The organism is Rhodococcus sp. BP-316 (assembly GCF_019836105.1).
In the GTDB taxonomy this organism is placed as follows: Bacteria; Actinomycetota; Actinomycetes; order Mycobacteriales; family Mycobacteriaceae; genus Rhodococcoides.
In genome coordinates, this window is the sequence record NZ_JABUEE010000002.1 from 495,372 (window position 1) to 508,356 (window position 12,985).

The 12,985-nt window shown below is 68.3% G+C and carries 18 protein-coding genes; 11 read left to right on the forward strand and 7 right to left on the reverse strand.

What is annotated here, in order from left to right; all coding sequences use genetic code 11:
• The first annotated feature begins 78 nt into the window (after positions 1-78).
• Complete coding sequence (locus tag HQ312_RS05720; protein WP_222638056.1) at positions 79-567, forward strand: PPOX class F420-dependent oxidoreductase; 489 nt, start codon at positions 79-81, stop codon at positions 565-567.
• A 7-nt stretch (positions 568-574) separates the two neighbouring features.
• Here the strand turns inward: HQ312_RS05720 and HQ312_RS05725 are convergent, their stop codons facing one another.
• Entirely contained in the window at positions 575-1,150 is a 576-nt protein-coding gene (locus HQ312_RS05725) for a type 1 glutamine amidotransferase domain-containing protein (RefSeq protein ID WP_155957057.1), read from the reverse strand.
• Positions 1,151-1,354: 204 nt separating this feature from the next.
• On the opposite strand from HQ312_RS05725, the gene HQ312_RS05730 reads away from it, so the two are divergent.
• Both HQ312_RS05730 and HQ312_RS05735 read left to right on the forward strand, forming a co-directional pair.
• Entirely contained in the window at positions 1,355-1,609 is a 255-nt protein-coding gene (locus tag HQ312_RS05730) for a hypothetical protein (protein ID WP_155957058.1), read from the forward strand.
• A 44-nt stretch (positions 1,610-1,653) separates the two neighbouring features.
• Positions 1,654-1,836: a hypothetical protein gene (locus HQ312_RS05735; protein ID WP_222638057.1), complete on the forward strand. Its 183-nt coding sequence runs from the start codon at positions 1,654-1,656 to the stop codon at positions 1,834-1,836.
• 6 nt (positions 1,837-1,842) lie between these two features.
• Here the strand turns inward: HQ312_RS05735 and HQ312_RS05740 are convergent, their stop codons facing one another.
• On the reverse strand, positions 1,843-2,544 hold the full coding sequence (locus HQ312_RS05740) for a TetR/AcrR family transcriptional regulator (RefSeq protein ID WP_027506322.1): 702 nt from the start codon (positions 2,542-2,544) through the stop codon (positions 1,843-1,845).
• A gap of 276 nt (positions 2,545-2,820) precedes the next feature.
• On the opposite strand from HQ312_RS05740, the gene HQ312_RS05745 reads away from it, so the two are divergent.
• The 4 genes from HQ312_RS05745 to HQ312_RS05760 all read left to right on the forward strand — a co-directional run bounded on the left by HQ312_RS05745 (position 2,821) and on the right by HQ312_RS05760 (position 5,994).
• Positions 2,821-4,092 (forward strand): DUF445 domain-containing protein, encoded by a 1,272-nt coding sequence (locus HQ312_RS05745; RefSeq protein ID WP_027506323.1) that lies wholly within the window; start codon positions 2,821-2,823, stop codon positions 4,090-4,092.
• A gap of 207 nt (positions 4,093-4,299) precedes the next feature.
• A complete protein-coding gene (locus HQ312_RS05750) occupies positions 4,300-4,767 on the forward strand; it encodes a helix-turn-helix domain-containing protein (RefSeq protein ID WP_037186255.1) in 468 nt (155 codons plus the stop codon).
• A complete protein-coding gene (locus HQ312_RS05755) occupies positions 4,764-5,633 on the forward strand; it encodes a heparin-binding hemagglutinin (RefSeq protein WP_056441562.1) in 870 nt (289 codons plus the stop codon). Before HQ312_RS05750 ends, HQ312_RS05755 begins: the two co-directional genes overlap by 4 nt.
• Positions 5,634-5,700: 67 nt before the next feature.
• The gene (locus HQ312_RS05760; protein WP_027506325.1) at positions 5,701-5,994 is read left to right on the forward strand and encodes a DUF2516 family protein; all 294 of its coding nucleotides are present in this window, start codon (positions 5,701-5,703) and stop codon (positions 5,992-5,994) included.
• Here HQ312_RS05760 and HQ312_RS05765 read toward each other — a convergent pair whose 3' ends face one another.
• The 3 genes from HQ312_RS05765 to HQ312_RS05775 form a co-directional block, all read right to left on the reverse strand.
• A complete protein-coding gene (locus HQ312_RS05765; protein WP_222638058.1) occupies positions 5,995-7,251 on the reverse strand; it encodes an Nramp family divalent metal transporter in 1,257 nt (418 codons plus the stop codon).
• A 68-nt stretch (positions 7,252-7,319) separates the two neighbouring features.
• Entirely contained in the window at positions 7,320-7,532 is a 213-nt protein-coding gene (locus tag HQ312_RS05770; RefSeq protein ID WP_027506327.1) for a helix-turn-helix transcriptional regulator, read from the reverse strand.
• Positions 7,532-8,011: a DUF2975 domain-containing protein gene (locus tag HQ312_RS05775; protein ID WP_027506328.1), complete on the reverse strand. Its 480-nt coding sequence runs from the start codon at positions 8,009-8,011 to the stop codon at positions 7,532-7,534. Before HQ312_RS05775 ends, HQ312_RS05770 begins: the two co-directional genes overlap by 1 nt.
• A 76-nt stretch (positions 8,012-8,087) precedes the next feature.
• Here HQ312_RS05775 and HQ312_RS05780 point away from each other — a divergent pair, with 76 nt between their 5' ends.
• Genes HQ312_RS05780 through HQ312_RS05790 form a run of 3 tightly spaced genes read left to right on the forward strand, consistent with a single transcriptional unit; the run spans position 8,088 to position 10,572 of the window.
• Complete coding sequence (locus tag HQ312_RS05780) at positions 8,088-8,969, forward strand: MerR family transcriptional regulator (RefSeq protein ID WP_231476397.1); 882 nt, start codon at positions 8,088-8,090, stop codon at positions 8,967-8,969.
• Positions 8,966-9,982: an alpha/beta fold hydrolase gene (locus HQ312_RS05785; RefSeq protein WP_261782045.1), complete on the forward strand. Its 1,017-nt coding sequence runs from the start codon at positions 8,966-8,968 to the stop codon at positions 9,980-9,982. The genes HQ312_RS05780 and HQ312_RS05785 overlap by 4 nt, the downstream gene beginning before the upstream one ends.
• Positions 9,979-10,572 (forward strand): bifunctional 2-polyprenyl-6-hydroxyphenol methylase/3-demethylubiquinol 3-O-methyltransferase UbiG, encoded by a 594-nt coding sequence (locus tag HQ312_RS05790; protein WP_204869089.1) that lies wholly within the window; start codon positions 9,979-9,981, stop codon positions 10,570-10,572. Before HQ312_RS05785 ends, HQ312_RS05790 begins: the two co-directional genes overlap by 4 nt.
• Before the next feature lie 13 nt (positions 10,573-10,585).
• Here the strand turns inward: HQ312_RS05790 and purU are convergent, their stop codons facing one another.
• Entirely contained in the window at positions 10,586-11,476 is an 891-nt protein-coding gene (gene purU, locus HQ312_RS05795; RefSeq protein WP_027506331.1) for a formyltetrahydrofolate deformylase, read from the reverse strand.
• A 75-nt stretch (positions 11,477-11,551) separates the two neighbouring features.
• Between purU and deoC the strand changes: the two genes are divergently transcribed.
• On the forward strand, positions 11,552-12,229 hold the full coding sequence (gene deoC, locus HQ312_RS05800; protein ID WP_037186135.1) for a deoxyribose-phosphate aldolase: 678 nt from the start codon (positions 11,552-11,554) through the stop codon (positions 12,227-12,229).
• Here the strand turns inward: deoC and HQ312_RS05805 are convergent.
• The gene (locus tag HQ312_RS05805; protein WP_027506333.1) at positions 12,226-12,963 is read right to left on the reverse strand and encodes a DUF2993 domain-containing protein; all 738 of its coding nucleotides are present in this window, start codon (positions 12,961-12,963) and stop codon (positions 12,226-12,228) included. The genes deoC and HQ312_RS05805 overlap by 4 nt on opposite strands.
• Positions 12,964-12,985 lie beyond the last annotated feature (22 nt).

Genomic DNA, 12,985 nt, shown 5'->3' on the forward strand with positions numbered 1-12,985 from the left:
TGGCCGGTGAGTCCGGACCGAGTGTCGTCTGTCGGCACCGATTCTAGCCCCCGGCGGGCGAGCACCTACCCTCGAATCATGGCACCGACGTACGCAACAGCCGACCGAGTCGATCTCGATGCCCTGCATCGCTTCGTCGCCGAGCGGCATCACGCCACCCTGGTCACCACGAAGCAGTCCGGTGGCCTGCAGATCTCACCCGTGACCTGCGGGCTCGACGCGCAGGGGCGCATCGTCGTCTCGACGTACCCGCAGCGCGCAAAGACCGTGAACATCCGTCGGTCCTCGGACGTCACGCTCTGCATCCACTCCGACGACTGGAACGGCCCCTACGTGCAGATCGACGGCACCGCGGAGGTCATCGACCTGCCCGACTCCGTCGAGCCGCTCGTGGACTACTACCGGGCGATCGCGGGCGAGCACCCCGACTGGGACGAGTACCGGCAGGCGATGGTGACGCAGGGCAAGTCGATCATCCGCATCGCCATCGACACGTGGGGACCGATCGCGACCGGCGGATTCCCGCCGCCCGCGCAGGATCAGCCGGCCGACGAGTCGAACGGCTGACCCCGGCTCACTCGGCCGCGTCGAGAGCGGTGACGGCCTGGACCACGGCCTCGCAGAACGCGGGGATGTCGTCCGGGTTGCGGCTGGAGATCAGGTTGCCGTCCACGACTACCTCCTCGTCCACCACCGTGCCGCCGGCGTTCCTGATGTCGGTACGCACGCTCGGGTACGAGGTCAGCGTGCGACCGCGTACGACGTCGGCCTCGACGAGCGTCCACGGGCCGTGGCAGATCACCCCCACCGGTTTGCCGGAGTTCACGAAGTCGCGGACGAACGACACCGCGTCGGTGTCGAGGCGCAGCGTGTCGGGGTTGGTCGTTCCACCCGGCAGGACCAGCGCGTCGAAGTCGTCGACGGAGGCCTCGGCGACCAACTGGTCGACGGCGAAGGTGTCGGCGGGTTCGGTGTCGTTCTCGAAGGCCTGGATCTCACCGTGGGTCAGCGAGAGCAGCACCGTGGTCGCTCCGGCCTGATCGAGTGCCTCGCGGGGAGCGGTGAGCTCGATCTGCTCGACACCGTCCGTCGCGAGGAACGCCACGGTGCGGCGGGCCGACCCGGAGTCGGTGTTCGGAGTGTCAGTCATCGTGAACCTCTCTCGTTCTCGCCGTGTCGCGGGACGCGATGCGGCTGTCCCGATCTACCCGGCACCCGGTGGTGGGAAACGGCACACCCTCGGCGGGTTGGATCGGCCCGGGCGCGGGTATCTGCCCTTCGACCGGATGGTGAGCACGTCCGATCGAGGCACCGCTGCGTTCACCGAGAGGTGACGCGGGAGAGGGGAACACCAGTGAGCACACCGACAGTGGACGCGGCCGGAGCGGTCGTGCCCGACACCGCTGGCGATGCCGCCGAGGCACCCGTGATGACCTGCCTCTTCGAGCACACCACGGCGGGAATCGTCCTGATGGTCGCCCTGTGCGCCGGGATGGCGGCCTTCGTGGCGGCCGCGGTGAACTCCTTCGCCCTGGGAGCCCTGGTCGGTGTCCTCATGATCGGTATGGCCGGTATGGCCGTGGTGCTGGTTCCGGTCGAGCGCCGGTAACCTCGGAACGGCCCACGCAGACTCACCGAGGGAGGGAACGACAGATGCCCGATTTCACGAGCCCGGAACTTCCCGTCGAGGACGCTCTCGAGCAGGAGCGGGACACGGTGCAGGACGACGACACCGACGCGGTCACGCCCACGGTCGCCGTGACGTACGACGCTTCCGACGCGGACCTGCTCGAGCAGAGTCGCGACGTCCCGCTCGACGACGAGCACGACCGCTAGGCGCCTCTATTCGTCGACGAGTGGGTGGTCGACCGCGTTGAAGCGTGAGGGCGAACCGCCCGCTTCCGCGACACCGTGGATGCCGCCCCACACCATCATGGTGAGGTAGTCGATGAGGTCCGCTGCCGACATCGACCGGTTCGAGATCCACCAGTGCGTGGCCAACTGGACGCCGCCCACGATCCCGTACGACCAGGGCAGCGATCCGCCCGAGTCCATCTCCATCCGGCGCAGGCGCTCACCGAGCACCGTCGCCAGCAGTTCGGCGATCATGCGCTCCGACTCGGCGACCACGTCGCGGTTCGGCCCCGAGCTGTTCGACATCGCGTACAGGTAGACCTCGGGGTCGTCCGCGACGGTCTCCACGTACGCGGCGACCACCTGGCGGGTGAGGTTGTACTCGTCGAGCTCGACGCTGATCGCGTCGTAGATCCGCGGTGCGAGAGTCGTCTCCACATATCGCTCGAGCGTCGCGTTGGTCAGATCGTTCTTGTCGTGGAAGTAGCGGTACAGGACGGTCTTCGAGATACCGATCTCGGTGGCGATCTCGTCCATGCCGATGTTGCGGCCGCGCAGCCGGATGGCGGCGAGAGTGCCGTCCACCAGTTCCTCGCGACGGGCGATCTTGTGCTCGCGCCAGCGTCGCTTGCGGCCGTCCGGCTTGTCCGTGCGGGCGTCGGTCGCGGTGTCGTCGGAATCCGGCTTCACCGTCTCGGCCCTGGCGGAACGGGTTCGCCCGGTCTTCCGGGCCCCGGTCTCGTCGGCGTCCTGGTCGGCGGTGTCCCCGTCGCTCTTCCTCGCTGCCGATCTGCTCGCCACGCGCGTGTACTCCGTCCCGATGTCCGACTGCGCTTCTGGCGCACTCGTGTGCGGCGGCGCATGTCACGTCGCCCACTCCAACAGTAGTGCCCGGCGCCGTCGGACCCGCGTCCGGGCGAGACGTCGTCGCCGGTCGGGGCACGAGTCGCGCGCCGACCCTGCACAATGGAGTCGGTGCAGCTCATGACATTCGACGAGGACGTCAAACGACGCGACCTCCGCAAGATGAAGATCGTCGCCACCGGCTTCCTGGTGTTCGCCTCCATCGTCTATCTCTTCTGCCGGTGGCAGGAGTCCCGCGGCGCCGGCGGCTGGGTCGGTTTCGTCCGGGCGGCGTCGGAGGCGGGCATGGTCGGCGCGCTCGCCGACTGGTTCGCCGTCACCGCTCTCTTCAAGCACCCCATGGGTCTGAAGATCCCGCACACCGCGATCATCAAGCGGAAGAAGGACCAGCTCGGCACCAGCCTCGGATCGTTCGTCGGGCAGAACTTCCTCGCCGTCGACGTCGTGTCGCAGAAGGTCGAGTCCGCGCGCATCCCGCTGCGCCTCGGCACCTGGCTCGCCGACCCGGCCCACGCCGACCGTGTCGCGGAGGAGACGGCGACCGTGCTGCGCGGCTTCCTCGACGTGCTCGACGACGAGGACATCCAGCAGGTCATCGACAACACCATCGTCAAGCGCCTCGGTGATCCGCAGTGGGGGCCGCCGATCGGACGCGTCCTGGGCTCGCTGCTCGAGGACAACCGGCAGAAGCCACTGATCGACCTGCTCGCCGAGCGCGCACACGAATGGGCCCAGAACAGCCTGCCGACCATCGACCGGATCGTGTCGAGGGACTCTCCGTCCTGGTCGCCGAAGTTCGTCGATGTGCTTCTCGGAGAACGCATCCACCGCGAACTCGTGGAGTTCACGTGGAAGGTCCGGTCGAACCCGCAGCACGAGTTGCGGCTCGCGGCCGACAAGTTCCTCACCGACTTCGCCGACGACCTGCAGAACGACCCCGACACCATCGCCAAGGCCGAGTCGATCAAGTCGGAGATCATGGGCCGCGACGAGGTCACCGGCCTCGCGGCGGCATCGTGGAAGGTGGCCAAGCGGCTCATCGTCGACTCGGTGGACGACCCGAAGAGCACCCTGCGCGCCAAGATCAGCGAGAACGTGCAGAAGTTCGGGCTCCGCCTGCGCGACGACGACGCGATGCGCGGCAAGGCGGACGGCTGGCTGATGGCCGGCGTGCGCTACATCGTCGAGAACTACACCGACGAGATCACCACCGTCATCACCGACACCGTCGCCCGATGGGACGCCGACGAGGCCAGCCGCAAGATCGAGCTGCAGGTGGGACGGGACCTGCAGTTCATCCGCATCAACGGCACGGTGGTCGGCTCGCTCGCGGGTCTGGCGATCTATTCGATCTCGCACCTGTTGTTCGGGTAGCCGCCGCGGCCGTGCACGGGGTGCGTGAGGTGCCCACCCCTGTCCGCCGACTGGTCGGGGTGCGCAGCGCCGAGCAGGGTGTGTGGCTGGTCGACACCACCACCGCGTGCCCTCGGGTGTGGGTGCTAGCACAGTGCTTGCAATTGCTAGCACCCTTGGTTATCGTCGTTGGCGAGGCGCATTCGACATGAGTCAGGAGTGTTCGAGATGGCATCCGAGGAGAAGGAAGGCGACGACACCACAGTGGTGTCGGCAGCCGGAGATCTCGCCGCCCGCGTCGTCAGCACGGCGACACAGGACATCGGGAGTTTCATTCGGGCACAGCGAGAGTCGGCCCAGGTGTCCCTGCGGCAACTCGCACTCTCCGCCGGCGTCAGCAATCCCTACCTCAGCCAGATCGAGCGGGGCCTGCGCAAGCCGTCGGCAGAGGTTCTGAGTCAGATCGCCAAGGGTCTTCGTGTGTCCTCGGAGGTCCTGTACGTGCAAGCCGGTCTGCTCGAGGAACGGCCGCACAGTCCCATCATCGACGCGGTGCACGGTGACGACTCCATCACGGAGCGTCAGAAGCAGGTGCTCCTCGAGATCTACTACTCGTTCCGCCGCGAGAACGAGACCGGCACCCCCACGCTGCGATCAGAGATCAACCACGAAACGACATCAGGAGATCACACATGACCGACCCGAAGTTCGACACCGTCAAGACCCCGCTGTTCGCCGCCGTCGGCGCCGGTGACGCCGTGGTCCAGGCCGTGGCCGACGTCGTCGCCCAGGTCCGCCACCGCGCCGAGAGCACTCAGGCCGACGTCAACGACCGCGTCGACACCGCCCGCGCCCGCCTCGCCGACCTGCAGGAAGACGTCACCGAGAGCGTCGAGACGCTCCGCGGACGCCTGAACGCGCTGCCGCAGGAGCTGCCGGACGAGATCGCCGATCTCCGCGAGCGTTTCACCCCCGAGGAGCTCCGCAAGGTCGCCGAGGCCTACCTCAAGGTGGCGTCGGACCTCTACACCGCACTCGCCGAGCGCGGCGAGGAGACGGTCGAGCGCATCCGCAAGAACCCGGCGGTCGAGGACGGTCTCGAGCGCGCCAACGCCGTCGCCAACGACGCTGTCGACCTCACCGAGCAGACCCTCGGCACCGTCGCCTCGCAGACCCGCGCCGTCGGTGAGCGCGCCGCAGCCCTCGCGGGCCGCGCGTCCGATCGTGTGCAGGAAGGTGCCGACGAGGCCACCGACGCGATCAAGGAAGGCGCCGAGGACGCCGTCGACAATGTCGACGAGGCTGCCGACGAGCTGAGCGAGAAGATCGACGAGCTCGGCCAGAAGGCGAAGACCGCAGGCCAGAAGGCGTCGGATCGCGCCTCGGGTGCAGCCGGCACGGTCGAGGGCAAGACGCGCAACAACGCGGGCTCGCCCATCAAGAAGACCCCGGCCACGAAGTCGGCTCCCGCCAAGGCCACCCCGGCCAAGGCCTCGACTCCCGCCCCCGCCAAGAAGGCCACCCCGGCCAAGAAGGCTCCGGCCAAGAAGTCGACCAGCTAGTCGATCGCGACAATTCCGACCCCCGCGCTGACGAAGCGCGGGGGTCGGTGTCGTTTAGGATGACCGCATGCCCATGGCGTACAGCGCGACCAGCGCGATCATGAACATCCTGCAACTCATCGCTCTGGTGGGTGTGGCGTTCGCGCTCTTCCACGCCATCCGCCAGCGCCCCGACGCCTTCACCGCCGCGGACAAGCTGAACAAGCCGGGGTGGGTGGCCATTCTCGCGGTCGCGCTGCTGATCCTGCTCGTTTTCCCGGTGGTGGGCTTCGTCGGCATCATCGCCGTCGTCGCCATCGGTGTGTACCTCGTGGACGTGCGGCCCAAGGTCGACGACATCCAGCGCGGACCGCGCTGGTAGCTAACCCTGGCCGGTGACCGTGAGCCAGAGCAGTGCCGCGTTGAGCGCCACGATCAGGCCGGTGGTGACGACGGCGAGGACCACGGTGGTCCGTGAGTTGATGCGGGCGCCCATCACCGCGCTGCTGGAGGTCATGCGCACCAGCGGGATCAGCGCGAACGGAATGCACAGGCTCAGCACCACCTGACTCAGCACCAGCGCCAGCGTCGGATCGACGCCGATACCCAGGACCACCAGCGCGGGAATCAACGTGACGACGCGGCGCACCTGGATCGGGATCCGCTTCTGCAGCAGTCCCTTCATGATCTCGGCACCGGCGGCGCAGCCCACCGAGGTCGACGCGAGACCCGAGGCGAGCAGGCCGACGGCGAAGATCGCGGCGACCGCGGGCCCGAGATTGTTCTCGATGGCCGCGTGCGCGCCGTCGATGGTGTCGGTGCCCTCCTCGCCGCGGAACGCCGATGCGGCGAGCAGCAGCATGCCGATGTTGACGCTGCCGGCGATGATGAGCGCGAACGTGACGTCCCACTTGGTCGCGCGCAGCAGGCGGTCGAGCTTGCCGGAGTCCTTCTCGACGCCGTGGCGGTCGCGGGCGAGCGCGGAGTGCAGGTAGATGGCGTGCGGCATGACCGTCGCGCCCAGCATGCTGGCCGCGAGCAGGACCGATCCGGAGCCGTCGAAACCCGGTACGAGACCGCCGGCGACACCGCCCGCGTCGATGTCGGTGAACAGCAGGCCGGTGAGGAAGCCGATCGTGATGATGGCGAGCATGCCGATGACGACGAACTCGAAGGTGCGCTGACCCCGCCGTGACTGGACGGCCAGGATCACCATCGACACGACGCCGGTGATGAGACCGCCGACGAAGAGCGGAACGCCGAACAGGAGGTTGAGCGCGATGGCGCCGCCGATCACCTCGGCGAGGTCCGTCGCGATCGCCACGGCCTCGGCCTGCACCCAGAACGCCCGGCGGGGCCAGGGACGCATGCGGTCGCCGAGCATCTCCGGCAGTGATCGTCCGGAGACCAGGCCCAGCTTGGCCGAGAGGTACTGGATCAGTACCGCCATCGCATTGGCGGCCACGAGTACCCACACGAGGAGGTAGCCGTAGCGCGCGCCCGCGGTGAGATTCGCGGCGACGTTGCCCGGGTCGACGTAGGCGATGGCGGCGACGAACGCGGGGCCGAGCAGCGTGAACAGCCGGCCGGGAGTGATGCCTCCGGATGTGGGTAGACGAGTTCCGATGCGGTCGACCATGACGGAAGTGTAGGGCACCCGGCGCGATCATGTTCGCCGGGCCGTACCGATAAGTTAGGGCACCCGCATCATGTCTCGTCGTCCACCCATTCGAGCAGGTCACCCGGCTGGCACTCCAGCACCCGGCACATGGTCTCCAGGGTGCTGAACCGCACCGCGCGGGCCCGCCCGTTCTTGAGTACGGCGACGTTGGCGGGGGTCAGTCCGACGCGCTCGGCGAACTCGCCGACGCTCATCTTGCGCTTGGCCAGCTCCACGTCGATGCGGACGACGATGGGCATCAGATGACGCCCTCGAGGTCGGCGCGCAGGTCGCTCGCCTTCCGCAGCAGGGCACGCATGACCATCATCAGCAGTGCGGCGACGCCGACGATCATGCAGAGCAGGAACAGCAGGAGCACGGGCCCCGGATCGTCCGCGCGGAACCCGACGACGAGGAACACGACACCGAGCGACACACCGGCGGCCACGATCGCGCGGACGATCGCGTCGACCCACACGAACGCGGCACCGGAGAAGATGCGATCCCGGCGGACGAGAGTGAGCAGCTTCCAGGTGGCGATGACGACGATCTGCACGCACACCACCCAGAAGATGGTGAGCGCGGTGAGGGGCCATCGGAGGTACGCGGATTCCGGGTTCTCGCGGGCCATGTGCGCGAACTGTCCCGGCAGCGACATGACCTGGAACAGGACGAGCAGGGCGAACAGGCCGGCGAGGAACACCCTGAGTGTCGCGACGACGCGTCTTTCCGTGATCATACATCGAGTATCAGTCAGGATCTATCGAAAATCAATAGGTACTGGTGCGGGAGGGCGGCAGGGTTAAGGTCTGAGGGTGCCGGACTCCCCACTCGACGATGCTCGCTCGCGTGATCCCCGGGATCTCCGCCGAGTCGGCCTGACCGAGTACCGGATCGACGACCTCGCCAGGGAAGCCGGCGTGAGCGTCCGCAACGTGCGCGTCTATCAGGACCGCGGTCTGCTGCCGCCCCCGCGCAAGGTGGGTCGGACGGGCTGGTACGACGAGTCGCACCTCGCTCGGCTGCAGATGATCTCGCGCATGCTCGACCGTGGCTACACCTTCGTCACCATCAGCGAACTCCTCACCGCGGCGCAGTACGGACTCCGCGTCGAGGACGTCCTGGGCACCGAGGATCCCGACGGCGCCGCCAACGTCGACCACCCGGCGCGGCTGACCCGCGACGAGATCGACACCATGTTCGACGGACGGATCAGCGACGACGATCTGACGCGTGCGGAAGCGCTCGACGTCTTCTCCCGCGACGGGGACGGCTACCGCATCGAGAACCCCGCCCTGGTCCGCGCGGCCAAGGTGCTGTTCGACGCGGGTCTCGCGCTGCCGGACATCCTGTCCCGCACCGAGCGCGTCCACCAGGACCTGACGAGCGTGTCCCAGCAGTTCGTGCGTCTGGTCGTCGACAGGTTCGTTCCGGGCGGCGCCGATCCGTTCACGCTCGACCCCAGCGAGCTCTCGGCCATGGCGGACCTCATCACCACCCTGCGTCCGCTGGCCAGCCGTGCCGTGCAGGCGCTCTTCTCCGAGACCATGGACGCCGAGATCGTGCACGCGATGGAGAAGGCGCTCAGCGGCGACGCCGCCACGGAGGACAGCGGCGACGCCGCCACGGCGGACACCGACGACAGTGACGGCAACGGCGCGAGCACCAGCTCGAGCAGCAGGACAGGAGACCGATGAACACTCGTGGTGCAGTGGTGACCGCTGCCGTGGCCGCGGTCGCGGTGGCCGGTGCAGCCTCGATCCGGGCGACTCGACGGGCGTCACCGCCCTCGGCGCGGATGGCGGACACCGATGTACTGCTGGCGCGTCCGGAGCTCACCCCACGGGTGCGCACGGTCGTCGCCGAGGACGGTGCCGCGCTGCACGTGCGCGAGTACGGCGACCCGGACGCCGCCCCGATCGTCCTCAGTCACGGATGGACCTGCTCCGCCGACTTCTGGGCGCCGCAGATCAACGACCTCGCCGGACGGTACCGCGTCGTCGTGTACGACCAGCGCGGGCACGGAGCCAGTGAGGTGGGGACCCGGCCGCTCGGTGCCGACGTCCTGGGGGACGATCTCGCCGCGGTGCTCGACGCGACGGTCGACTCGGACGCCAAGGCCGTCGTCGCCGGACACAGCATGGGCGGCATGTCCGTGATGAGTTGGGCGGCACAGTATCCCGCGCAGGTGCGCCACTACGTGAAGGCGATACTGCTGGCCAACACGGCCACCGACAGTCTGGTCCGCGAGACCACCGTCATCCCGTTGCCACCCGGTGTCGCGCAGGTGCCGGCGCGGGTGGCGTCGAGCGTGCTCGGATCGGCACTGCCCATCCCGTCGAGTCCGTTCTCCGCTCGTGCTCTGAAGTACGTGACGATGGGCGCCGAGTCCACTCCGGCGCAGGTGGCGTTCTGCGAACGCATCGTGCGCGAGTGCTCCCCTCGAACGCGGGGCATGTGGGGATCGGCGCTGTCCGCGTTGGACATTCACGACGCGCTGGAGAACATCGACGTCCCGACGTCGGTGATCGTCGGTACTCGCGACCGCCTGACGCCGCCGGTGCACGCCCGCAAGCTCGCCGATCGACTCTCCCGCGCCGGAGTGCTGGGCCGGTTCCTCGAACTCGACGGTGTCGGACACATGAGCTCGGTGGAATCGATCGCGGAGTTCGACGCCGAGCTGGTCCGGCTCGCGGAGCTGCCGGCATGAGCGACGACACCAGAGGGGACGCCTACACCGAGCGGCTGCGCGAGCTGCAGGGTGCGCGGTGGAAACGCGTTCTGCGCGTGCAGGCTCCGTATCAGTGGAACATCCGACGCCATCTCGCCGGGCGGCGCGTTCTCGACGTCGGCTGCGGGATCGGCCGGAATCTGCGCAACCTTCCCGCGGGCAGCGTCGGTGTCGATCACAACGTCGCGTCCGTCGAGTTCTGCCGCTCGCAGGGCATGACCGCGTACACACCCGAGGAGTTCCACGCCCTCGGCGACACGGGCTTCGACGGCATGCTCATGGCCCACCTGCTCGAGCACCTGCCGCCGGGCGCGGAGGGTGAGGTGCTGACGGAGTACCTGCCGTGTCTGCAGCCGGACTCCGTCGTCATGATCGTGTGCCCGCAGGAAGTCGGGTTCGCCAGCGACCCGACGCACACGAGCTGGCTGGACGCCGCCGACCTGCTCGCCCTCTGCGCTGCCGCCGGCATCGAGCGCACGACGTCCGCCTCGTTCCCGTTCCCGCGTCCGGTGGGAAAGCTGTTCGTCTACAACGAGACCGTCGTGGTGGGTCGAACCCCAGCTGCCTGATACGACCAGCTGTCTAGTCGAACACCACGGTCTTGCGGCCGTGCACCAGCACACGGTCCTCGAGGTGCCAGCGCAGTCCGCGCGCGAGCACCATCTTCTCGATGTCCCGGCCCTGACGGACCATGTCGGCGACCGCGTCCGCATGGTCGATGCGGATGACGTCCTGCTCGATGATGGGTCCGGCATCGAGCTCGGCGGTGACGAAGTGGCACGTCGCGCCGATGAGCTTGACCCCTCGTGCGAACGCCTGGTGATACGGCCGGGCGCCGACGAACGACGGCAGGAAGCTGTGGTGGATGTTGATCGCGCGCCCGGACCAGTGCTCGCACAACGACTCCGGCAGCACCTGCATGAAGCGCGCCAGCACCACCGCGTCGGGGGAGTAGCCGTCGACGAGGTCGCGGAGCGCGTCGAAGGAGGGTCCGCGCTCGCTGGGGTCCTCGGGGAACGGAACATGGTGGAACTGCACACCGTGTGCGCGCGTGACGGATTCGAGATCGGGGTGGTTGCCGATGACCGCTTCGATGGTCGCCGGCAGTTCTCCGCCGGCGGCGCGCCCGAGCAGATCGTGGAGGCAGTGTCCCTCCTTGCTCACCAGGAGCACGACCTTCTTGCGCTCTCCGGAATCGTGCAGCGACCACTCGGATTCCGGGCCGATCTCCGCGGCGACCGCCGCGAACCGTGCGCGCAGCTCGTCGACTCCGATGTCGATCGACGAGGCCGCGACGGCCTGACGGGTGAAGAACCAGCCACTGTCCGCGTCGGCGTGATAGGCGGCCTCGACGATCGAGCCCCCGAGATCGGCCAGGAAGGTCGAGATGCGCGCGACGATGCCCGTGCGGTCGGGGCAGCCCAGGGTGAGGACGTAGCGGCGAGAGTCGGAGCGTGGAGATTCGGGCGGCATGGGCGCCATTGTCTCACTGACACCCGTCCCTTCCTGACCGATCCCGACCGGCCTCCGTCTGGAAAGGTGGAGCGCATGACAACCCTCACGCGCACCGACGTCGCCCGCATGGTCGATCACACTCTGCTCAAGCCCGAGGCGACGGTCGCCGACGTCCGGGCGCTCGTCGCGGAGGCGAAGGATCTGGGCGTCCTCGCGGTCTGCGTGTCGCCGTCGATGCTCCCGGTTCGTGACACGGGTGACCTGGTGGTCGCCGCGGTGGCGGGGTTCCCGTCCGGAAAGCACCACTCGTTGATCAAGGGTTCGGAGGCGCGTCTGGCGGTGCAGCACGGGGCGCGCGAGGTCGACATGGTGATCGACGTCGGCGCCGCGGTGGAGGGTGACTTCAACGCCGTCCTGGCGGACATCATCACCGTCCGGGAGGCGATGGGCGAGAACGCCGTCCTGAAGGTGATCATCGAGTCGGCGGCGCTGCTCGCGTCGGCGGACGGGGAGCGCGCGGTGATCGAGTGCTGCCGGGCGGCGGAGCGGGCCGGCGCGAACTTCGTCAAGACGTCCACGGGGTTCCATCCCGCGGGTGGAGCGTCGACGGAGGCCGTGAGTCTGATGGCCCGCACCGTCGGTGGCCGCCTGGGTGTCAAGGCGTCGGGCGGGATCCGCGATGCGGACACCGCCCGAGCGATGATCGAGGCCGGCGCCACCCGACTGGGCCTGTCCGGGACCCGCAGCGTGTTGGACGGCTTCGCCGACTAGCAGGTGACCTGCTGCTGACCGCCCTGCGCGGCGGGGATCGTGTACTGGCCGCCGCTGAGGGTCATGTGGATCCCGGTGTCGGTCACCTCGAGGGCGTCCGGCGTCATGCCGAGCGGGTACGCCTGCAGGCTGTCCGTGAGCACCGAGACGACGCTGTCCGCGAGGTCGGTGGGAATGCCGATGCCGAGGATCGACGCGTCCGTGGTCTGGACCTCGATCGTGTCGCCCTGCACCACGGGCTTCACGGTGAGTTCCGCCAGTCCACCGACGATGGCGAACTTCAGCGTTCCGGCGGCGGGATCGCTGGTCACACCGGACACGACGCTGCCGACTCCCTGCTCCTGCAGGGTCGCGAGGATGCCGCCGGTCGACCACGTGACGTCGGCCGAACTGCTGCCGATCTGACCGGACGTGGTGTCCGTGGAGGTGAGGTCGACGTCGTTCACGGTCGCCTGGACCTGCATGTCCTGTGCGGGCCCGAACTTCGTGTCGTCGCTCGAGATGTCGACGGACGAGAACTTCTCGGTCGCGAGGGAGAACAGGACGGGCTGCAGGCCGAGGCCGACGTCGATCTGTGAGCCGAGTTCGCTCTCGAACTGGGTCGTGAGGCAGTTCTCGACGCGGTTGCGGGCATAGAACTCGCCGCCGACGAGTGCCGCGATGACGACGATGACCAGCACTCCGGCGATGAGAGGCACCCGGGAGCGTCGTCTGGGTGCGGTGTCGTGAGTCATGAGAGACAGTGTGGACGACATC

Coding starts and splice junctions, on each gene's coding strand:
- HQ312_RS05720 (WP_222638056.1), top strand. CDS start 79: ATGGCACCGACGTACGCAACAGCCGACCGAGTCGATCTCGATGCCCTG.
- HQ312_RS05725 (WP_155957057.1), bottom strand. CDS start 1,150: ATGACTGACACTCCGAACACCGACTCCGGGTCGGCCCGCCGCACCGTG.
- HQ312_RS05735 (WP_222638057.1), top strand. CDS start 1,654: ATGCCCGATTTCACGAGCCCGGAACTTCCCGTCGAGGACGCTCTCGAG.
- HQ312_RS05745 (WP_027506323.1), top strand. CDS start 2,821: ATGGAGTCGGTGCAGCTCATGACATTCGACGAGGACGTCAAACGACGC.
- HQ312_RS05750 (WP_037186255.1), top strand. CDS start 4,300: ATGGCATCCGAGGAGAAGGAAGGCGACGACACCACAGTGGTGTCGGCA.
- HQ312_RS05755 (WP_056441562.1), top strand. CDS start 4,764: ATGACCGACCCGAAGTTCGACACCGTCAAGACCCCGCTGTTCGCCGCC.
- HQ312_RS05760 (WP_027506325.1), top strand. CDS start 5,701: ATGCCCATGGCGTACAGCGCGACCAGCGCGATCATGAACATCCTGCAA.
- HQ312_RS05765 (WP_222638058.1), bottom strand. CDS start 7,251: ATGGTCGACCGCATCGGAACTCGTCTACCCACATCCGGAGGCATCACT.
- HQ312_RS05770 (WP_027506327.1), bottom strand. CDS start 7,532: ATGCCCATCGTCGTCCGCATCGACGTGGAGCTGGCCAAGCGCAAGATG.
- HQ312_RS05775 (WP_027506328.1), bottom strand. CDS start 8,011: ATGATCACGGAAAGACGCGTCGTCGCGACACTCAGGGTGTTCCTCGCC.
- HQ312_RS05785 (WP_261782045.1), top strand. CDS start 8,966: ATGAACACTCGTGGTGCAGTGGTGACCGCTGCCGTGGCCGCGGTCGCG.
- HQ312_RS05790 (WP_204869089.1), top strand. CDS start 9,979: ATGAGCGACGACACCAGAGGGGACGCCTACACCGAGCGGCTGCGCGAG.
- purU (WP_027506331.1), bottom strand. CDS start 11,476: ATGCCGCCCGAATCTCCACGCTCCGACTCTCGCCGCTACGTCCTCACC.
- deoC (WP_037186135.1), top strand. CDS start 11,552: ATGACAACCCTCACGCGCACCGACGTCGCCCGCATGGTCGATCACACT.
- HQ312_RS05805 (WP_027506333.1), bottom strand. CDS start 12,963: ATGACTCACGACACCGCACCCAGACGACGCTCCCGGGTGCCTCTCATC.